This window comes from Scandinavium goeteborgense, assembly GCF_003935895.2.
Classification (GTDB): domain Bacteria; phylum Pseudomonadota; class Gammaproteobacteria; order Enterobacterales; family Enterobacteriaceae; genus Scandinavium; species Scandinavium goeteborgense.
On record NZ_CP054058.1, the window covers coordinates 342669 to 362934 of the forward strand.

19 protein-coding genes are annotated in these 20266 nt (G+C 55.4%); 10 read left to right on the forward strand and 9 right to left on the reverse strand.

Annotated elements, in window-relative coordinates:
- Positions 1–49 precede the first annotated feature (49 nt).
- Complete coding sequence (gene nirD / locus A8O29_RS02300) at positions 50–376, reverse strand: nitrite reductase small subunit NirD (protein WP_110511775.1); 327 nt, start codon at positions 374–376, stop codon at positions 50–52.
- Positions 373–2916 carry a nitrite reductase large subunit NirB gene (gene nirB / locus A8O29_RS02305; RefSeq protein WP_125355182.1) on the reverse strand — a complete coding sequence of 848 codons (2544 nt, stop codon included), beginning with the start codon at positions 2914–2916 and terminating at the stop codon, positions 373–375. Before nirB ends, nirD begins: the two co-directional genes overlap by 4 nt.
- A 239-nt stretch (positions 2917–3155) precedes the next feature.
- On the opposite strand from nirB, the gene A8O29_RS02310 reads away from it, so the two are divergent.
- The gene (locus A8O29_RS02310) at positions 3156–4472 is read left to right on the forward strand and encodes a cytosine deaminase (RefSeq protein WP_125355181.1); all 1317 of its coding nucleotides are present in this window, start codon (positions 3156–3158) and stop codon (positions 4470–4472) included.
- Between the two features lie 9 nt (positions 4473–4481).
- Here A8O29_RS02310 and tsgA read toward each other — a convergent pair whose 3' ends face one another.
- Positions 4482–5666: an MFS transporter TsgA gene (tsgA, locus tag A8O29_RS02315; RefSeq protein WP_125355180.1), complete on the reverse strand. Its 1185-nt coding sequence runs from the start codon at positions 5664–5666 to the stop codon at positions 4482–4484.
- A 279-nt stretch (positions 5667–5945) separates the two neighbouring features.
- On the opposite strand from tsgA, the gene ppiA reads away from it, so the two are divergent.
- From ppiA to argD, 4 genes are all read left to right on the forward strand, one after another.
- The gene (ppiA, locus tag A8O29_RS02320; protein ID WP_110511771.1) at positions 5946–6518 is read left to right on the forward strand and encodes a peptidylprolyl isomerase A; all 573 of its coding nucleotides are present in this window, start codon (positions 5946–5948) and stop codon (positions 6516–6518) included.
- Positions 6519–6624: 106 nt separating this feature from the next.
- On the forward strand, positions 6625–7224 hold the full coding sequence (locus tag A8O29_RS02325; RefSeq protein ID WP_125355179.1) for a putative adenosine monophosphate-protein transferase Fic: 600 nt from the start codon (positions 6625–6627) through the stop codon (positions 7222–7224).
- A 31-nt stretch (positions 7225–7255) separates the two neighbouring features.
- Entirely contained in the window at positions 7256–7819 is a 564-nt protein-coding gene (gene pabA, locus A8O29_RS02330) for an aminodeoxychorismate synthase component 2 (RefSeq protein ID WP_125355178.1), read from the forward strand.
- 80 nt (positions 7820–7899) lie between these two features.
- Complete coding sequence (gene argD, locus A8O29_RS02335) at positions 7900–9117, forward strand: bifunctional acetylornithine/succinyldiaminopimelate transaminase (RefSeq protein ID WP_125355177.1); 1218 nt, start codon at positions 7900–7902, stop codon at positions 9115–9117.
- Positions 9118–9121: 4 nt separating this feature from the next.
- Here argD and A8O29_RS02340 read toward each other — a convergent pair whose 3' ends face one another.
- Both A8O29_RS02340 and crp read right to left on the reverse strand, forming a co-directional pair.
- Complete coding sequence (locus A8O29_RS02340; RefSeq protein WP_125355176.1) at positions 9122–11194, reverse strand: YccS/YhfK family putative transporter; 2073 nt, start codon at positions 11192–11194, stop codon at positions 9122–9124.
- A gap of 52 nt (positions 11195–11246) precedes the next feature.
- On the reverse strand, positions 11247–11879 hold the full coding sequence (crp, locus tag A8O29_RS02345) for a cAMP-activated global transcriptional regulator CRP (protein ID WP_110511766.1): 633 nt from the start codon (positions 11877–11879) through the stop codon (positions 11247–11249).
- Positions 11880–12185: 306 nt separating this feature from the next.
- On the opposite strand from crp, the gene A8O29_RS02350 reads away from it, so the two are divergent.
- On the forward strand, positions 12186–12590 hold the full coding sequence (locus A8O29_RS02350) for an OsmC family protein (protein WP_110511765.1): 405 nt from the start codon (positions 12186–12188) through the stop codon (positions 12588–12590).
- A 46-nt stretch (positions 12591–12636) separates the two neighbouring features.
- Here A8O29_RS02350 and A8O29_RS02355 read toward each other — a convergent pair whose 3' ends face one another.
- The 4 genes from A8O29_RS02355 to A8O29_RS02370 form a co-directional block, all read right to left on the reverse strand.
- Entirely contained in the window at positions 12637–13506 is an 870-nt protein-coding gene (locus A8O29_RS02355; RefSeq protein WP_125355175.1) for a phosphoribulokinase, read from the reverse strand.
- Between the two features lie 40 nt (positions 13507–13546).
- The gene (locus tag A8O29_RS02360; protein WP_125355174.1) at positions 13547–13765 is read right to left on the reverse strand and encodes a YheU family protein; all 219 of its coding nucleotides are present in this window, start codon (positions 13763–13765) and stop codon (positions 13547–13549) included.
- Positions 13762–14784 carry a hydrolase gene (locus A8O29_RS02365; protein ID WP_125355173.1) on the reverse strand — a complete coding sequence of 341 codons (1023 nt, stop codon included), beginning with the start codon at positions 14782–14784 and terminating at the stop codon, positions 13762–13764. Before A8O29_RS02365 ends, A8O29_RS02360 begins: the two co-directional genes overlap by 4 nt.
- Positions 14785–14880: 96 nt before the next feature.
- Entirely contained in the window at positions 14881–16785 is a 1905-nt protein-coding gene (locus tag A8O29_RS02370; protein ID WP_125355172.1) for an ABC transporter ATP-binding protein, read from the reverse strand.
- A gap of 180 nt (positions 16786–16965) precedes the next feature.
- Here A8O29_RS02370 and kefG point away from each other — a divergent pair, with 180 nt between their 5' ends.
- The 4 genes from kefG (at position 16966) to slyD (ending at position 20215) form a co-directional block, all read left to right on the forward strand.
- Positions 16966–17517, forward strand: coding sequence for a glutathione-regulated potassium-efflux system ancillary protein KefG (gene kefG / locus A8O29_RS02375; protein WP_166665217.1), 552 nt, complete (start codon positions 16966–16968; stop codon positions 17515–17517).
- Complete coding sequence (kefB, locus tag A8O29_RS02380; protein ID WP_133461450.1) at positions 17517–19322, forward strand: glutathione-regulated potassium-efflux system protein KefB; 1806 nt, start codon at positions 17517–17519, stop codon at positions 19320–19322. Before kefG ends, kefB begins: the two co-directional genes overlap by 1 nt.
- Before the next feature lie 10 nt (positions 19323–19332).
- Complete coding sequence (locus tag A8O29_RS02385; RefSeq protein WP_110511758.1) at positions 19333–19533, forward strand: YheV family putative zinc ribbon protein; 201 nt, start codon at positions 19333–19335, stop codon at positions 19531–19533.
- 94 nt (positions 19534–19627) lie between these two features.
- Entirely contained in the window at positions 19628–20215 is a 588-nt protein-coding gene (slyD, locus tag A8O29_RS02390; protein ID WP_110511757.1) for a peptidylprolyl isomerase, read from the forward strand.
- Positions 20216–20266 lie beyond the last annotated feature (51 nt).

Sequence of the window (20266 nt, forward strand, 5' to 3'; positions counted from 1 at the left end):
AGAATACAGGGGAAACAAATCCGGCGGCAGAACGCCGCCGGAAGGGTCATCAGGCTTTCAATTGTACCTGACCGTCTTTCACGCGCACCTCAAAATGTGCAATTGAGTGGCTTTCATCTTCCATGCACAGGCCGTCGCTGAGACGGAAACGCTGTTTCTTCAGCGGGCTGGCGACCCACAGCTCACCATTATGTTCCGCGATAAGACCGCGAGACAGCACACTTGAACCGAAGAACGGGTCAATGTTGCTGATGGCGAAAACCTGCTGGTCATGATGCGGACGGAAAATCGCGACCTGTTCCTGGCCTAATAAGGCGCAGACGCCGGTAGCAGGCAGGATGGCGTCGATGTTGCAGATACTTACCCACTGGCTCATACGTTTTCCTCCACCAGAGTTACCGGGATGCGCTCGTACGGCGTGGCCGGACGATGCTGTTCACGTTCAGGGACAATCTGTACGTTTGGATCGCGCTGCTGGCTGTTGACGAAGTGCTTGAATCGGCCCTGTGCTGCCGGGTCGTTGACGGTTTCGGTCCATTCGCAGGCGAACATTGCGCGCAGGCGGCTCATCTCTTCTTCCAGATGATCGTTCAGGCCGAGTTTATCGTCGATGATCACGGCTTTCAGGTAGTCGATGCCACCTTCCAGGTTATCCAGCCACGGCGCGGTGCGGGTCAGTTTGTCTGCGGTGCGGATGTAGAACATCATGAAACGGTCGAGGTATTTCACCAGCGTTTCAGCGTCGAGATCGGCCGCCAGCAGATCGGCGTGGCGTGGTTTCATCCCGCCGTTACCGCAGACGTACAGGTTCCAGCCTTTTTCGGTAGCGATGATGCCGACGTCTTTACCCTGGGCTTCCGCACATTCACGGGTACAGCCGGAAACGCCAAACTTCATTTTGTGCGGGGTACGGATGCCTTTGTAACGGTTTTCCAGCTGCACGCCGAAGCCGACGCTGTCGCCCACGCCATAACGGCACCAGGTGCTGCCGACGCAGGTTTTCGCCATACGCAGCGCCTTCGCATAGGCGTGACCGGTTTCAAAGCCCGCATCAATCAGCTGACGCCAGATTTCCGGCAGGTCATCTTTTTGCGCACCGAACAGGCCGATACGCTGGGAACCGGTGATTTTGGTGTAGAGATTAAATTCTTGCGCGATACGACCAACCGCCATCAGCCCGTCCGGGGTGATTTCGCCGCCCGCAGAACGTGGGATCACCGAGTAGGTGCCGTCTTTCTGAATGTTGGCGAGGAAGTTGTCGTTGGTGTCCTGCAATGGCGTGTGCTGCGGCTTGAGGATGTACTCATTCCAGCAGGAGGCCAGCAGGGAACCGATGGTTGGCTTACACACTTCACAGCCGTAGCCTTTGCCGTATTTTTTCAGCAGTTCGTCGAAGGTTTTAATGCCTTCCACGCGGATCAGGTGATACAGCTCCTGACGGGAGAACGCGAAGTGTTCGCAGAGGTTGTTGTTCACCTCAATGCCCTGTTTCGCAAGTTCAGCGTTCAGGACCTGTGTCACCAGCGGAATACAGCCGCCGCAGCCGGTGCCGGCTTTGGTTTCTGCTTTCAGGGCAGCAACGGTGTGGCAGCCTTTATTGATGGCGCTGACCAGGTCACCTTTGGTGACGTCGAAGCAGGAACAAATCTGTGCGCTGTCCGGGAGTTTATCGACACCAATCGCCGGTTTGCCGTTCGCCGCATGGGCAGGCAGGATCAGCGCGTCCGGGTTTTCCGGCAGTTCGATGGCGTTCAGCACCAGCTGCTGCAGGTTGCCGAAATCGCTGGTATCACCGACCAGTACCGCACCGAGCAGGATTTTGTTGTCAGGGCTGACGATCAGGCGTTTGTAGACTTCTTTGCTTTCGTCGAGATAAACGTAGCTACGCGCGCCTGGCGTACGGCCGTGTGCGTCACCAATTCCGCCGACGTCTACGCCGAGCAGTTTCAGTTTGGCGCTGAGGTCTGCGCCTTCAAAGACGTTATCTTTGCCGAGGATATGATCGACGGCCACCTGAGCCATTTTGTAGCCCGGGGCAACCAGACCATAGACACGGTTGTTCCAGCTGGCGCATTCACCGATGGCGTAGATATCCGGGTCGGAAGTCTGGCAGGTGTCATTCACCATGATCCCGCCGCGCTGGCCGGTTGCCAGACCGCATTGGGTCGCCAGTTTGTCGCGTGGGCGAATACCGGTGGAGAAGACGATGAAATCGATTTCGAGTTCGCTACCGTCGGCGAAGCGCATGGTCTTACGCCCTTCGGTGCCTTCCTGCACGATTTCTTTGGTGTTTTTGCTGGTGTGAACTTTCACGCCGAGGCTTTCGATCTTGCGCTTCAGCTGATCGCCGCCCATTGGGTCAAGCTGTTCTGCCATCAGCATCGGGGCAAATTCGATAACGTGGGTTTCGACGCCGAGGTTTTTCAGCGCGCCAGCAGCTTCAAGGCCGAGCAGGCCGCCGCCGACCACTGCACCACGTTTGCTGCGACGGGCGCAGGCTTCGATGGCGTTGAGATCTTCGATGGTGCGGTAAACAAAGCAATCCTGCGTTTCAGAGCCTTTGATCGGTGGGATCCACGGATAAGAACCCGTCGCCATGATCAGCTTGTCGTAAAACACGGAACGACCCGCACTTGAGTGAATCACCTTTTCCTGACGGTTAATGGTGATAGCGCGTTCGCCAAGCAGAACTTTCACGCCATGTTTCTCATAATATCCTTCACGTACCAGAGAAAGTTCTTCTGCGGTATGGTGAGAGAAGTAAGATGAAAGATGGACGCGGTCGTAGGCGATACGGGGTTCTTCACAGAAGACGGTAATCTCAAACTGGTCCGCCGGGGCTTTATCGAGAAGATCCTCAATAAAGCGGTGGCCGACCATGCCGTTACCGATAATAGCGAGTCTGACTTTGCTCATTTTTGCCTCGATTTCTTTTCTATTACCGCCTACCTTAACGATTCAGCATGGTTACTTATTGATGTGAATCAAATACGCCTTTACCTACCCCTTAATGGGTAGTTGATTGATTTGTCAGGATTTTTATAAGTAACGGAAATGACAGAGTTTTCTCGGTTGCTGAAATAACGTACAAAAAGTGCGGGTTTTAACCTAAAAATGAATCAGGGCGTTCATCGCGTCGATTCGGGAGGATGAAGATGGGCACGACACCGTTATGGCTGATTGAGAACGTGCGTTTGCCGGGGCGCGAAGGATTGTGGCAACTGAGTATCGAGGATGGATGTTTCCAGGCGATAACGCCTATGGGGGAGTCCCGGCACGACAGTATCGAAGTCCTCAATGCGCGCGGTGGCCTGGCTCTCCCGCCGTTTATCGAACCGCATATTCATCTGGATACCACTCAAACTGCCGGGGAGCCAAGCTGGAACCAGTCCGGTACGCTGTTTGAAGGCATTGAGCGCTGGGCTGAGCGTAAGGCGATGCTCACTCACGAGGATGTAAAAACTCGGGCGTGGAAGACGCTGAAGTGGCAAATTGCCAACGGTATTCAGTTCGTGCGGACCCATGTCGACGTCTCCGACCCGACGCTGACCGCGCTGAAAGCCATGCTGGAAGTGAAGAAAGAAGTCGCGCCGTGGGTCGAGTTGCAGATTGTCGCGTTTCCGCAGGAAGGGATTTTGTCTTACCCCGACGGCGCGGCGCTGCTGGAAGAAGCCTTGCAACTTGGGGCGGATGTGGTCGGTGCCATCCCGCATTTTGAATTTACCCGCGAGTACGGGGTGGAATCGCTGCATATCGCCTTCGCGCTGGCGAAGAAATACGATCGTCCGCTGGATATTCATTGCGATGAAATCGACGACGAGCAGTCCCGTTTTGTCGAAACCGTGGCGGCGCTGGCGCTGAAAGAGGGTATCGGCCCGCGGGTCACCGCCAGTCATACCACGGCGATGCATTCGTATAACGGGGCGTATACCTCGCGGCTGTTCCGTCTGCTGAAGATGTCGGGCATTAACTTTGTGGCTAACCCGCTGGTGAACATTCATCTACAGGGGCGTTTCGACGACTATCCGAAACGTCGCGGCATTACGCGCGTGAAAGAGCTGCTCGGCGCAGGTATCAATGTCTGTTTTGGTCATGATGATGTGTTTGACCCGTGGTATCCGCTCGGCACCGGCAACATGCTGCAGGTGCTGCATATGGGCCTGCATGTGTGTCAGATGATGGGCTATCAGCAGATTAACGACGGGCTGAATTTGATTACCCATAATAGCGCCCGCACCTTTGGTGTGACGGATTACGGCATCGAAGTAGGGAAGGCGGCGAATCTGATTATTCTGCCTGCTGAGAACGGCTTTGAGGCGGTGCGTTGTCAGATGCCGGTGCGCTGGTCCATTCGTCAGGGCCGAGTCATTGCGACGACGCAGCTGGCGCAAACCTGGGTGCAGACCGATATCGGCGGTGAGGAATTATCTTTTACGAAAAACAGCCCCTTCGCTGAGCGCAAAGGGGCGTAATCACAGAGCTTAGTGGCTGGCTGCCGCCGTGCTGTGTTGACGGTGGCGGCTAACAAAGCCCAGTACCACGCACATCACGAACACTACCGCATACAGACCATTCGCGGTGTGCAGCGCTGCCAGTGGGCCGCTGTGCGCCACAATCGGGCCGGTGACCACGAAGGTCAGCATGGTGCCGATGGTGCCGCAGGTCAGGACGAAGTTCACCAGCTTCGGTGACGCCACTTTGGTTTGCTGCGAGCCGAGGGTGATAATCGAGGTGTAAATGGCGCTGGAGAAGAAGCCCAGGGTCAGAATGAACCACGGCATGTGCTCCGGCGAACCGTTGATGAACAGATACATCAGTACGGTTGCCATGCCCGCCAGCACCATCAGAATGCGTTGCAGGTCGAAGAAACGCAGGATAAAGCTAAACGCCCACATGCCGAACATGTAAGACATCCAGAAATCACTCACCAGCTGGCCCGCATCACCCAGACTCATGCCCAGGCTTTTCGCGTATTCCGGCACCCAGGAGATAAAGCCCAGCTGGCCGAGGATGTAGCACAGCGCCGCCACGGACAGGAACAGAACGCCAATGCCCCACTTTTCTTTAGCGACTGGCTGCGCGCTCTGCTCGGCTTTTTTGCCCAGAACCGGGAAATCACAGCCGAAAGTCAGCACGAAAATGGCGACGTACACCAGACCGATGCAGGCGTACACCCAATACCATTCGATGCTGCGCGCCAGTAAGTAAGCGGCAACCATCGGGAAAATCATCCCCGCCATGCTGAAGAAGGAGTCGGTAAACAGCAGGCGTGCGCCGCGCTGACGGCCTTCGTACATGTGGGTGATAAGGAAGGTCCCGATGGACATGGTAATCCCGCTGACCAGCCCCAGAACGAACATGGAGGCAGAGAATAATGCGAGGCTATGGCTGGTCATCAGACCGGCGACGGCTAGTACCATCAGGATAAAGCCGAAACGCAGCTGTGTTTTCAGCGGTACGATTTCCATCAGCCAGGCGTTGAGGAAGATAGAAATCAGGATCCCGGCGTTCAGGAAAGTGAAGGTGTTGCTCATGCTGGAAACTGGTACGTGGAAATAATCGGCGATATTTCCCATCACCATTCCGGTGACGATCACCAACGCGCCGGTGAGTGCGTAGGAGAAAAAGCTGATCCATGTGAGCTTGATGCGATTGCTGTTAGTCATGACTGGCCTGTGAATAGATCTGTAAAACGCATTGACAATGCGCGGGGTGGACAGATTTTATGCATTACCGTGACCGAGGCAAATGTTTATTCTGAAAACGATGAAATAATTAATAATACCAAGTGACGTTTGTCACACTTTTGTAATGCCTCTTACACTCCCTCCCAGGTTACAACTGTTTCTATTAAGTAAACTTTAGTAAAAGGCTGGTCTGCGAGTCGAGAGCCTTTTAGAATCAAGCGATTCGCAGGCTCTCTCGTTCCCGTTTAAGGAATTCACATGCTCAAATCTACTCTGGCTGCCGTCGCGGCTGTACTTGCAATTTCGGCAATCTCACCTGCTGCCATGGCGGCAAAAGCAGATCCGCACGTATTGCTGACCACCTCCGCCGGTAATATTGAGCTGGAGCTGAACAGCCAGAAAGCCCCAATTTCCGTTGAGAACTTCGTGAGCTACGTGAACAGCGGTTTCTATAACAACACCACGTTCCATCGAGTGATCCCGGGCTTTATGATCCAGGGCGGCGGTTTCACCGAGCAGATGCAGCAGAAACAGCCTAATCCGCCTATCAAAAATGAAGGCGACAACGGCCTGCGTAACACCCGCGGCACCGTTTCCATGGCACGTACTGCCGACAAAGACAGCGCGACCAGCCAGTTCTTCATCAACGTGGCAGACAATGCGTTCCTCGACCACGGCCAGCGTGATTTCGGTTATGCGGTGTTTGGTAAAGTTGTGAAAGGCATGGACGTTGCCGATAAAATTTCCCAGGTGGCTTCCCACGACGTCGGTCCTTACCAGAATGTGCCGACAAAACCGGTAGTTATCCTCTCAGCGAAAGTCCTGCCTTAATCCTTCCTGACGCGGGTCGTTCAACCCGCGTTATATCTGACTCCCTGCGTAACCCGAAATTGCTGCTTATACTTGTGGCAAAAGCGGAACCGTCAGGGAGGTCCAGATGAAAAAGCTCACCGATAAGCAAAAAATCCGTCTGTGGGAACAGCGCCGTGATCGCTCGTTTGAGGCCAGCTGTCGGCTGGACGTGCCCGAACCCCACGCGCAGGATGCGCTCTTCGCACAACGAGTCTCCACGCTTGAGCTTGGCCCGCTGCATCGCGGTTTGCCGTGGCTATGCGCCATTCACCAGCAGCTTTTCCAGGATGCTTATGATTGGGCAGGTGAACTGCGCGAGGTCGATATTTCCAAGGGCGATACCCGCTTCTGCCATTTCGAGTACATCGAAAACGAAGGCAACGACCTGATGCAGGCGCTGGAAGATGAGCGTTACCTCGTCGCACTTCCCAAAGATGAGTTCATCAAACGGCTGGCGCACTATTACTGTGAAATCAATGTGCTTCATCCGTTCTTCGTCGGCAGTGGCCGGGCACAGCGCGTGTTCTTCGAGCAGCTGTCGATACATGCGGGTTATGTGCTGGACTGGAGTGTCGTCGACCCGCAAACCTGGAGTCAGGCGAACCAGAGCGGGACGCTGGGGGATTTACAGCCGCTGATGACGCTGTTCACTAAAGTGGTGAGCGAAGCGCAGGAAACTGAGTAGAATAGCGCGGTTTGCTGTCACCGGAGCCGCTATGATCCTGCTTATTGATAACTACGATTCGTTCACCTGGAACCTTTACCAGTACTTTTGCGAGCTGGGTGCCGAGGTGCTGGTCAGGCGTAACGATGACATCACGCTGGATGAAATCGCCCGGTTGTCTCCGGCTAAAATCGTGATTTCCCCAGGCCCCTGCACGCCGGACGAGTCCGGGATTTCACTTGAGGTGATTCGCCGTTACGCGGGTGAAACCCCCATTTTCGGCGTTTGCCTCGGTCATCAGGCCATCGCGCAGGTCTTCGGCGCCACCATCGTGCGGGCGGCAAAAGTCATGCATGGCAAAACCTCTCCGGTGACGCACACTGGCACTGGCGTATTCGCCGGACTGAATAATCCTCTCACCGTTACGCGCTATCACTCTCTGGTCATTGACCCACCTACGCTGCCTGCAGAATTTGAAATTACCGCGCTGAGCGAAACCGGTGAAATTATGGGGATTCGCCATCGCGAATGGGACCTGGAAGGGGTGCAGTTTCACCCGGAAAGCATCCTCAGCGAGCAGGGGCATCTACTGCTGGAAAACTTCCTCAAGCGATAATTCATCTTGCCATGATGTGATTTATTATGCATATTTCGTGATTATATTTTCATTAATCATTGCTGCGTAAGAGGATTGTCATGGCGACTGAACAGGCTGCAATTACCCGTGCCACATTTGATGAAGTGATCCTGCCCATTTATGCCCCGGCGGAGTTTATTCCGGTAAAGGGGAAGGGCTGCCGGGTGTGGGATCAGCAGGGCAACGAGTACGTTGATTTTGCCGGGGGAATTGCGGTCACCGCGTTGGGGCATTGCCACCCGGCGCTGGTCGATGCGCTGAAAAGCCAGGGCGAAACCCTGTGGCACACCAGCAATGTGTTTACCAACGAACCGGCGTTGAAGCTGGGGCGTAAGCTGGTGACTGCGACGTTTGCCGAGCGCGTGGTGTTCATGAACTCTGGTACCGAAGCCAACGAAACTGCTTTCAAACTGGCGCGCTACTACGCCTCCACGCGCCACAGCCCGTATAAAACCAAAATCATCGCCTTCAACAATGCGTTCCACGGCCGTTCCTTCTTCACGGTTTCCGTAGGCGGACAGGCAAAATATTCCGACGGCTTTGGGCCAAAACCTGCGGATATCATCCACGTTCCGTTCAACGATCTTAATGCGGTGAAAGCCGTGATGGATGATCACACCTGTGCGGTAGTGGTTGAGCCCATCCAGGGGGAAGGCGGCGTGCTGGCCGCGACCCCGGAATTCCTTAAAGGGCTGCGTGAACTGTGTGATGAACACCAGGCGCTGTTGGTCTTTGACGAAGTGCAGAGCGGCATGGGGCGTACCGGGTCGCTGTTCGCCTACCAGCATTATGGCGTGACGCCGGATATCCTGACCAGTGCTAAAGCGTTGGGCGGCGGCTTCCCGGTGAGCGTGGTGCTGACCACGGAAGAGATTGCCAGCGCGTTCCACGTCGGTTCTCACGGCTCGACCTACGGCGGGAATCCGCTGGCGTGTGCGGTAGCCGGTGCGGCATTTGATATCATCAACACGCCGGAAGTTCTGGGCGGCGTGAACGCCAAACGCGAACGTTTTGTGAAGCATTTGCAGAATATTGACGCGGAACTCGACGTGTTCAGCGATGTTCGCGGCATGGGGCTGCTGATTGGTGCCGAGCTGAAACCGCAGTACAAGGGCCGCGCACGCGATTTCCTGCACGCTGCGGCTCATGAGGGCGTGATGGTGTTGAACGCTGGGCCTGACGTGATGCGCTTTGCGCCGTCGCTGGTGGTGGAAGACGCAGATATCGATGAAGGGATGACGCGCTTTGCGGCGGCGGTGAAGAAGGTCGTCGGCTGACCGCTTATGCCCGACGTTTAAGCCAGCTGCCGTGATGCGGGCGCTGGCGCCAGGCCACTGACGAGATAGTGTGCATCGAATTCAGATGGCCCAGAATGCGTTGTAAATGCTGTTCCACGGTGCTTAGCGGCCCGTGGGAGAGCGCCTCCGGTGACTCCATGATGTTCGCATCACCACTTCCTCCCGGCTCGTCATACTCCAGTCGCTGCTGGCAGCGCTGCAATGCAATTTCACAGGACTGCAAATAACGTTCGGCCAAATCCTCAGTCAGCATGTTGTGCTCACGCGCCAGCGTGGTCATCGCATTAATATGCTCGACGATAAACTGGCTGTGCGTGACCCACAGCTTCATGTCTGCCAGATAATGCGAGTTAAAGCCGGGCTCCTGCATCGCCTGATTCAGTGAGTTAAACAGCGCGTTATGCGCCTGATTCACCCGCATACGTTGATAGGCCAGCGTAGGAGCCTGGGGATCGTTGCTGAGGATCAGCCGGATTGCCTCTTGATCTGCCTCCAGCGCTTGCTGGGCATTTTTGCGTAACAGCCCGCTTTGCCACTGCGGCCAGAGCCAGACCATCCCGCCGAAGGCAATCAGACAGCCAATCACCGTGTCGACAAAACGGGCCAGAATGAAATGCTCGCCGTTCAGGGTCAGCAGCTGGATGGTGTACACCGCGGTGACCGTAAAGCCGACCGTTGCCCAGCCGTAGCTCTTGCGAATGATCAGGTAGCTCGCCAGGGTGATGACTAACATTGACGCCAGTGTGTAGCCTTCCGGCACGTGAAAGTGCAGTGTGCCTGCGGCGATCACCAGCCCCGCCAGCGTGCCCGCGGCCCGGTGGAAAATCCTGACCCGCGTTGCGCCGTAGCCGTTTTGCGTCACCAGCAGGACGGTCATCAGGATCCAGTACGGTTTGGGCAGATGCAGCGCCGCACCCATCAGGCTGGCGATGCTCAGCATGACGCTGATTCGCGCCGCACTGCGCAACGCCGGAGATTTTAGCGACAGATAGCTTTTCAGCGCAGCAAACAGCGGCAGGCGACGTTCATTATCGGCCATCAGGTCGCGTGGGTAGAGCGGCCGCTGTTGGCGCAGTACGCGGGCGATTCGACTGAAGTGCCAGGCGCAGAACTGCCCGACCGGGTTGTCCGGATGCTGACGTGCGATTTTTTCCAGCGCGCCAATCTGCTTGTCCATGGTGAAACGCTGCGGAAAGCGGTGGTAGAGAATGTCGTCCGCCATCACACGCAGGCGCGCCGCAATGGTCTGCGCATTCCAGCGGATCACCGCTTCGGCGTGGCTGCGTTCCACCAGTTTTTGGACTTCGGCGGGCTGATGCAGACTGACGGAAATATGCTCCTGCAAATCGAGGCCAATCTGGAAGGCGCGCAGCAGGCGTTTATATTCGTGATTCTGATTGGCGGCCAGCATGTGCATTTGCTGGTAACACTGGGTAATCAGGTCGACGGCTTTCTGCTGGCGGGTGAGCAACGGTGGCAGCGCTTTTTCCGGATCGGTGTGCTGAGTCAGCAGGCTGTACTTAGCTTCACAGTAATCGGCCAGTTGCCGATACAGCAGGCTCAGGGATTCACGCAGCGGCTGTTCGCGCCACATCCAGAACCAGAACCAGTTGAATAAGCCATACCATAGCGTGCCGAGGGCGTAGATGAGCAGCGGTTCCCAGACCGGCATATTCCCCGCCAGACTGAGCGTAAAGATGGCCGCAATGAGCGAGGCGGGCAGCAGACGGGCGTGAAGCGAGCTGATTTCTGCGGTGACACCGAGAATCAGCGCCAGCCCGGTAAGAATCAGCGGTAAAGGCACGGTGTGCGCCAGCAGCAGTTGAACCGCGAGGCTACAGCCCGCAAACAGCGAGCCGCCAATGATCAGGCGTTTGAAGAAACGTTTATGTGGGGTATCCAGCCCGGCGATATTGCAGCAGGCGGGAACTAACGAGAACAGCAGACCGTACTTGAGGTAACCGAGCACCAAACCGATAGCCACGGGGGTACATAACACCAGCGTTTGCCGCAGTGCATAGTTAATTTCCGGGTGATAAATCAGCCTGCGCCACATCAGGGAAGAGACAAAAACGGCGTACTGCGGGGCAATACGCCGTTCAGCTAGCTTAGCGGGTACCGTAAACCACGATAGTTTTACCGTGGGCGGAGATCAGATTCTGATCTTCCAGCATTTTCAGAATACGGCCAACAGTTTCGCGGGAGCAGCCGACGATCTGACCGATTTCCTGACGGGTAATTTTAATTTGCATACCGTCCGGGTGGGTCATTGCATCAGGTTGTTTCGCCAGATTCAGCAGAGTCTGCGCGATACGGCCGGTGACGTCGAGGAATGCCAGGTTGCCTACTTTTTCAGAGGTGACCTGCAGACGATTTGCCATCTGAGAAGAGAGGCGCATCAGGATATCCGGGTTCACCTGGATAAGCTGACGGAATTTTTTATAAGAAATTTCTGCCACTTCACAAGCGGTTTTCGCCCGAACCCAGGCACTACGCTCCTGACCTTCTTCGAACAGGCCAAGCTCACCGATAAAATCGCCCTGGTTGAGGTAAGAGAGGATCATCTCTTTACCTTCTTCATCCTTGATGAGTACTGCAACAGAACCTTTCACGATGTAGTACAGCGTTTCTGCTTTTTCACCCTGGTGAATCAGCGTGCTCTTCGATGGGTACTTATGAATATGGCAATGAGACAAGAACCATTCAAGGGTAGGGTCTGTTTGCGGTTTGCCAAGCACCATGCGCGGTTATCCTCTGTTATAAGCTGTCTCCAATGGCAGACACGACACTGCCACTGGCTTTGCAATCGTATCCTTCCCTGTGCCTGGGAAGTCGGCTGTCGGATTTTACTGCAGCCTGTAATGTGATGTTCTCTGCATACACGTATTACTTCAATGTATTACTGTAGCAGCCCGACTGTTTTAGCATAGCTTTTGTCGCCTGTCTCCTGGTGTCTCGCTTCAGCATGATGCGCATCGCCTTCCGTTGCGAGAATTGTTATGGGCGCGTAATCTGTCAGGAAAAATGCAACTCTGGAGTTAACAATTATGCAAGCGCGTGTGAAATGGGTTGAAGGGTTAACCTTCCTGGGTGAGTCAGCTTCTGGCCACCAGGTTATGATGGATGGTAACTCTGGCGATAAAGCCCCAAGCCCGATGGAAATGGTGCTGATGGCCGCGGGCGGTTGCAGCGCGATTGACGTGGTGTCCATTCTGCAGAAAGGCCGTCATGACGTAACCGACTGCGAAGTGAAACTGACGTCCGAGCGTCGTGAAGAAGCACCGCGTTTGTTCACCCACATTAATCTGCACTTCATTGTGACCGGTAAAGACCTGAAAGACGCGGCGGTGTCGCGTGCGGTGGATTTGTCTGCGGAGAAATACTGCTCTGTCGCGTTGATGCTGGAAAAAGCGGCGAAAATTACCCATTCGTATGAAGTGATCGAAGCGTGATGATGTGGCGGGTGGCGCTTCGCTTACCCGCCCTACGGCAAAAACGTTAACCGATTTTCTTGCCTTCCATCAGCCGCTCGACCAGCGGGGACATAATCAACTCCATCGCCAGTACCATTTTCCCGCCCGGCACCACTAATGTATTCATGTGCGAAATAAACGAGCCCTGCAACATCGCCAACAGCCAGGGGAAATCTATATCGCCCAAGTTCTGGAAATGGATGACGACAAAGCTTTCATCCAGTGACGGAATGCCTTTTGCCGCAAACGGGTTGGAGGTGTCGACGGTCGGCACGCGCTGGAAGTTGATATGCGTCCGGGAGAACTGCGGTGTGATGTAGTTGATGTAATCTTCCATCGACCGCACTACTGAATCCATCACCGCTTCGCGTGAATGGCCGCGCTCGCTGGTATCGCGGGTCAGCTTCTGAATCCACTCCAGGTTCACAATCGGCACCACGCCCACCAGTAAATCGACGTGTTTCGCGACATCATTTTGCGGGGTCACGACGCCGCCGTGCAGGCCTTCATAAAACAACACGTCGGTCGGTTCCGGCAGAGGCTGCCACGGCGTGAAGGTGCCCGGCACCTGATTCCACGGCACGGCTTCGTCATAGGTGTGTAAATACTTGCGCGACTGCCCGCTTCCGTTCTGACCGTAGGTCATAAAGGTATTTTCCAACAGGCCAAAGTCGTTGGCATCAGGCCCAAAATAGCTGATGTGACGACCCATATCGCGTGCTTTGCGGATAGCCATGTCCATTTCAGGACGCGTGTAACGGTGGAAGCTGTCGCCTTCTACTTCGGCGGCAGTGAGATTGAGTTGAGCAAAGATTTTACGGAAGGCGAGGCTGGTAGTGGTGGTTCCCGCCCCGCTGGAGCCGGTCACGGCGATCACCGGATGTTTGGCAGACATAGCTAACGACTCCCTGCATAAGCAATGGTTTTTATTATAGTCAGCCGTGGAATTGGTTACGGGGCATGATGTTGACCGTCTCGTGTAGTTCGGACCACACCAGAACGACATCCCCGCTTTTCAATTGTTGTTTTACGTCGGCGACCTTGTCTTCAAGCGAACGTTCATGTTCACCATAATCGGTGCCTTCGCGCAATACAAAGCTTTCAATCAGGCTATCGAGCGTTTCGGGAGCCAGATCTTGCCAGGGAATGATCATAACGAGGATCCTAACCAGCGAGTGAGCCAGGCGGGAATGCGTTTCTCCAGCCACATTTCGGGGTGACGCAGCGTGCCGCCGACAAAACCGACGTGACCACCGTACTCCGTCAACTGGTACTGAATATTGGCCGGAAGCTCTTTCTGAGCCGGAATCGAGTGATGATCCATAAACGGGTCATCTTTGGCGTGAATGATTAACGTCGGTTTGGTTATCTGGCTCAGCACCGGCATCGCGCTGCACTGACGGTAGTAATCAATCGCGTCGGCATAACCGTGGATTTTTGAGGTGACCAGATCGTCAAACTCGCGAATACGGCGCACGCTTTTAAGGCGTTTCAAATCGACGGGCAACGTTCCAGGATACGCCTTCAGTTTACGAGACGCATTGGCTTTCAGCAGATTTAGTAGATAGCGCTGATACACGCGGGAAAAGCCTTTATCCATATGATAGCTGCAGGCTTCGAGCATGAACGGAGCAGAGACAATGACGGCCGCGTCGAGCGGCGTGTTGTCACCTTCTTTCGCCAGCAGGCAACCTAGCATGTTACCGCCGAGCGAATAGCCCACGGCGGCCGTCGGCACTTCGCCAAATTCGCGGCGCAACCAGGAAAGGAACCAGGTGCCGTCTTCCGTTTCGCCGGAATGGTAGATACGCTGATTACGGTTTGGTTCGCCGCTGCACCCACGGAAATGCATCACCACGCCGAGCCAGCCGCGCTGCTGCGCCGCGTGGATCAGGCCGTGCGCATACGGGCTGTAGAGGCTGCCTTCCAGACCGTGAAAAACGACGAGGCGAGGCTTATGCCGCGCCTGATTCGGATCTTCACTCCACGCCAGATCGACAAAATCCCCGTCCGGAAGCTCAAGACGCTGCCAGTGCGGGGTGAACAAGACTTTGCGACGGATGAGACGCGGCAGCATGGTCTGCAAATGGCAGTTGCGCACGCCTTTCATCGGCACAAACGTGTCGTCATTTTCTGAAGGTACTTCAAAGTCTACTGGGGTGATCTGAGCCATACCGTTACGCTGCCAGGTGAAAAACGTGCCTACTATACCGCCATGACGGATTTGTGTTTATGAAAATGAGCCGCAGTGCGCTTGCGTTGAGTTAAATCACTCTTCCTGAAGCATCTGTTCCAGCTGTTCTTGCGCATCCAGCCACGCCATTTCGCACTCTTCCAGCCCAGATTTCGCCGTGGCCTGCTGTTGCAGGCACTCGGTGAGTTCCGCTTTGCGTGCCTGATCGTACAGCCCACTGTCGCCGAGTTTTTCTTCTGCCGCAGCAAGCTTGGTATTGAGCTTTTCCATCTCTTTTTCCAGACGGGTAATCTCTTTGCGCAGCGGCTGCGTCAGGGTGCGCAGTTCCGCGTCACGACGTTTCTGATCTTTACGCGCCTGAGCGCTGTTGGCGTTGTCTTTTGGCGCGTCGTCGTTCTGACTTTCCTGCTTCTGAACATCGCTCAGCCATTGCTGATAATCTTCCAGATCGCCATCGAAAGGTTCCACTTTCGCATCGTGAACAAGATACAGATCGTCGGTGGTGGAGCGCAGTAGGTGACGGTCGTGCGAAACCACAACCAGCGCGCCTTCGAATTCAATCAGCGCTTCAGTCAGCGCCTGGCGCATGTCGAGATCCAGGTGGTTCGTTGGTTCATCGAGCAGCAGCAGGTTCGGGCGCTGCCAGACGACTAGCGCCAGTACCAGACGGGCTTTTTCACCGCCGGAGAAGCGACGCGTTTCTTCGCTGACCTTATCGCCCTGGAAACCAAAGCCGCCGAGATAATCGCGCAGCTGTTGTTCCAGCACCTGCGGCGCCAGACGCACCAGATGCTGCAACGGCGATTCGTCGGCGCGTAAAAACTCCAGCTGATGCTGGGCGAAGTAGCCGAGTTTAATCCCCTTCGCCAGACCCATCTCACCGCTCTGGGCTTCCAGTTCGCCGGCCAGCAGTTTAATCAGCGTCGATTTACCCGCGCCGTTCCGACCCAACAAGCCAATGCGCGAGCCGGGGACGAGATTGAGTTTAATCGAATCCAGAATGGTGCGATCGCCGTAGCCCGCGCTGACTTTTTCCATTTTGAGTAATGGATTGGGCAGGCTTTCCGGTTCGCGGAAGCTGAACTGGAATGGGTTATCGACATGCGCCGGAGCAATCAGCTCCATGCGTTCCAGCATCTTCACACGGCTTTGGGCCTGTTTGGCTTTAGACGCTTTCGCTTTAAAGCGATCAATAAAGCTCTGCAAGTGAGCCACTTTTTGCTGCTGGCTTTCGTACATCGACTGCTGCTGAGACAGGCGAGTTGCGCGCTGGATCTCAAACGAGGAGTAGTTGCCGGTGTACTCAAACATCGCCTGTTGTTCGATGTGAATAATTTTACCGACCACCGGGTCGAGGAAATCGCGGTCATGGGAAATCAGGATCAGCGTGCCCTGATAGCTTTTCAGCCATCTCTCCAGCCAGATAACGGCGTCGAGATCGAGGTGGTTCGTCGGTTCATCGAGCAGTAGCAGATCAGAACGGCATATCAGCGCCTGGGCCAGGTTGAGACGCATACGCCAGCCGCCGGAGAAGGAGCTGGTTGGGCGCTCGAGCTGTTCATTGCTGAAGCCCAGACCATGCAGCAGGCTGGAGGCGCGGGCGCGAATGGTCCACGCATCAATGGCATCCAGTTTGCCGTGTACGGTGGCGATTGCGTGACCGTCGTTACGCTCGTTGGCCGCATTCAGTTCGGCTTCAAGCTGACGATATTCGCGGTCGCCATCAATCACATAGTCGAGAGCGGGCTGAGGGAGGGCAGGGGTTTCCTGATTCACCCACGCCAGCTGCCAGTTTCCCGGATAGGTGAAACTGCCGCCATCGGCGCTGATCTCGTTCTTTAGTAGCGACAGCAGCGTGGATTTGCCGCAGCCGTTTTTTCCCACCAGACCCACTTTTTGCCCAGGGTTAATAGTGGCTGTGGCGTTATCCAGCAGGACACGCACGCCGCGACGAATTTGTAACGAGGAGAAAACAATCATAAGGCGCCGTATGTTCTGACTATGTTAATTTGTCATTATGATAATGTAGTGTGGTGAACCCAACGCTACACCGGGCGGCAATGGTAGCCCAAAACAACAACGATAGACAAAAGCATTCAGGCGCATCTCTTCAGATGAGATGCGAAATGGCCTGTCTGCTCATTGACCGGGAGGGGAATGATGTCAGAAACAGCAAAAGTTTTGCTGCTGTATGCCCATCCGGAATCTCAAGACTCGGTGGCCAACCGGGTTTTGCTTAAGCCGGCTCAACAGCTTGAAAACGTGACCGTACATGATTTGTACGCGCACTACCCTGATTTTTTTATCGACATACCGCGCGAGCAAAAGCTGCTCCAGGAGCATGACGTTATCGTGTTCCAGCATCCGCTTTATACCTATAGCTGCCCGGCTCTGTTGAAAGAGTGGCTCGATCGCGTTCTGAGTCGCGGTTTCGCCAGCGGTCCTGGAGGGAATCACCTCGCGGGAAAGTACTGGCGTAGCGTGATAACCACCGGCGAGCCGGAAAGTGCGTATCGCCACGACTCCCTCAATCGCTATTCGATGAGCGACGTTTTGCGCCCTTTTGAGCTGACGGCCGCGATGTGCCGCATGCACTGGATGAATCCGATTATTGTTTACTGGGCGCGTCGGCAGCCGCCAGAAGCGTTGGCGAGCCATGCCAGAGCTTATGGCGACTGGCTGGCGAACCCTATCACTCCAGGAGGTCGCTAATGGAAGGAACGGATTTGCTGCTAGCGGGCGTGCTGTTCCTGTTTGCCGCCGTTGCCGCGGTGCCGCTGGCCTCACGTATAGGTATTGGTCCGGTATTGGGCTATTTGTTGGCGGGGATCGCCATCGGCCCGTGGGGCCTGGGCTTTATCAGCGACGTCGATGAAATTCTTCATTTCTCCGAGCTCGGCGTGGTGTTCCTGATGTTCATCATCGGGCTGGAGCTGAATCCCTCCAAACTTTGGCAGCTGCGGCAATCCATATTTGGAGTGGGTGCGGCGCAGGTTCTTTTGAGTGCGGCGATCCTCACCGGCTTGCTGATGCTGACCAACTTCTCCTGGCAGGCGGCGGTGGTCGGCGGGATTGGGCTGGCGATGTCTTCGACGGCGATGGCGTTGCAGCTCATGCGCGAGAAAGGTATGAACCGCAACGAGTCCGGTCAGCTGGGCTTTTCGGTGCTACTGTTCCAGGACTTAGCGGTGATCCCGGCGTTAGCGCTGGTGCCGCTGCTGGCGGGGGCCGGTGACGAACATCCGGACTGGATCAAAATCGGCATGAAGGTGCTGGCGTTTGTCGGCGTGCTGATTGGCGGACGTTATCTGCTGCGCCCGGTGTTCCGCTATATTGCGGGCTCCGGCGTGCGTGAAGTGTTCACCGCGGCGACGCTACTGTTGGTGCTGGGTTCGGCCCTGTTTATGGATGCCCTGGGCCTGTCGATGGCGCTCGGTACGTTTCTCGCTGGTGTGTTGTTGGCGGAAAGTGAGTACCGGCACGAACTGGAAATCGCCATTGAGCCGTTCAAGGGCCTGCTCCTGGGACTGTTCTTTATCTCCGTCGGCATGGCACTGAATCTTGGGATTTTGTATACCCATATCTTGCTGGTGCTGGTCGGTGTGATTGTGCTGGTGGCGGTGAAATCGCTGGTGCTTTACGCGCTGGCCCGGATCTACGGCCTGCGCAGTTCAGAGCGGATGCAGTTTTCCGTGGTGCTAAGCCAGGGTGGGGAATTTGCCTTTGTGCTGTTTTCTGCCGCATCGTCGCAGCGAATGTTCCACCATGACCAGATGGCGCTGCTGTTGGTGACGGTGACGATGTCGATGATGACCACGCCGCTACTGATGAAAATCGTCGATAAGGTGCTTTCTCGCCGCATTAATAGCCCGGAAGAAGAAGACGAAACGCCGTGGGTGGAAGATGATAAACCGCAGGTGATTGTGGTCGGATTCGGCCGTTTTGGGCAGGTTATTGGTCGTTTGCTGATGGCCAATAAGATGCGCATCACCGTGCTGGAACGCGACATCAGCGCGGTTAACCTGATGCGTAAATATGGGTATAAAGTGTATTACGGCGATGCCACGCAGATTGAACTTCTGCGTTCGGCAGGCGCGGAAGAGGCGCAGTCGATCGTTATCACCTGTAACGGACCGGAAGACACCATGAAGCTGGTGGAAATTTGCCAGCAGCACTTCCCGCATCTGCACATTTTGGCCCGTGCGCGTGGCCGTGTGGAAGCGCATGAACTTTTACAGGCGGGCGTGAAACAGTTCTCTCGTGAGACCTTTTCCAGTGCGCTGGAACTGGGGCGCAAAGCGCTCATCACGCTCGGGGTGCATCCGCATCAGGCGCATCGTGCGCAGCTTCACTTCCGACGTCTGGATATGCGCATGTTGCGTGAACTGATGCCGGTCCATAGCGATACCCAGCAAATTTCCCGTGTGCGGGAAGCCCGGCGCGAGCTGGAAGAGATTTTCCAACGCGAAATGCAGCAGGAACGACGCCAGCTGGATGGCTGGGACGAATTTGAATAGAAGGTGAAAAATGGCAGTCCGTAAACGTTTTATCGCCGGGGCAAAATGCCCGGCGTGTCAGGCGCAGGATTCACTGGCAATCTGGCGCGAGAACAATGTCGATATTGTTGAATGTGTTAAGTGCGGTCACCAGATGCGAGAGGCGGATAAGCAGGCTCGCGAGCACGTTCGCAAAGACGAACAGGTGATTGGTATTTTTCATCCAGAGTAGCGATCTCCGCTGTCTTTTTTTAAGCTAAGGGGTACACGGGTGCAGAATTCCGCTACAATCTGCGCCACTATTCTTCCCATGCTCAGGAGATATCATGAAAGTAGCAAAAGACCTGGTGGTTAGCCTGGCCTATCAGGTACGTACAGAAGACGGTGTATTGGTTGATGAGTCTCCGGTAAGTGCGCCGCTCGACTACCTGCATGGTCACGGTTCCCTGATCTCTGGCCTGGAAAAAGCGCTGGAAGATCACGAAGTAGGCGATAAGTTTGACGTTGAAGTTGGCGCGAACGACGCTTACGGTCAGTACGATGAAAACCTGGTACAGCGCGTACCGAAAGACGTCTTCATGGGCGTTGAAGAGCTGCAGGTTGGCATGCGTTTCCTGGCTGAAACAGACCAGGGCCCGGTTCCGGTTGAAATCACCGAAGTTGAAGACGACCATGTCGTTGTCGACGGTAACCACATGCTGGCTGGCCAGAACCTGAAATTCCATGTTGAAGTCATTGCGCTGCGTGAAGCAACCGAAGAAGAACTGGCTCATGGCCACGTTCACGGTGCGCACGACCATCACCACGATCACGACCATGAAGGCGGTTGCTGCGGCGGCCACGGTCACGATCACGGCGACCAGGAACAGGGTAAAGGCGGTTGTGGCGGTAACGGCGGCTGCGGTTGCCACTGATCATCCACTTAGGGTGATAATAAAAAAGCGTGCATGGCACGCTTTTTTTTC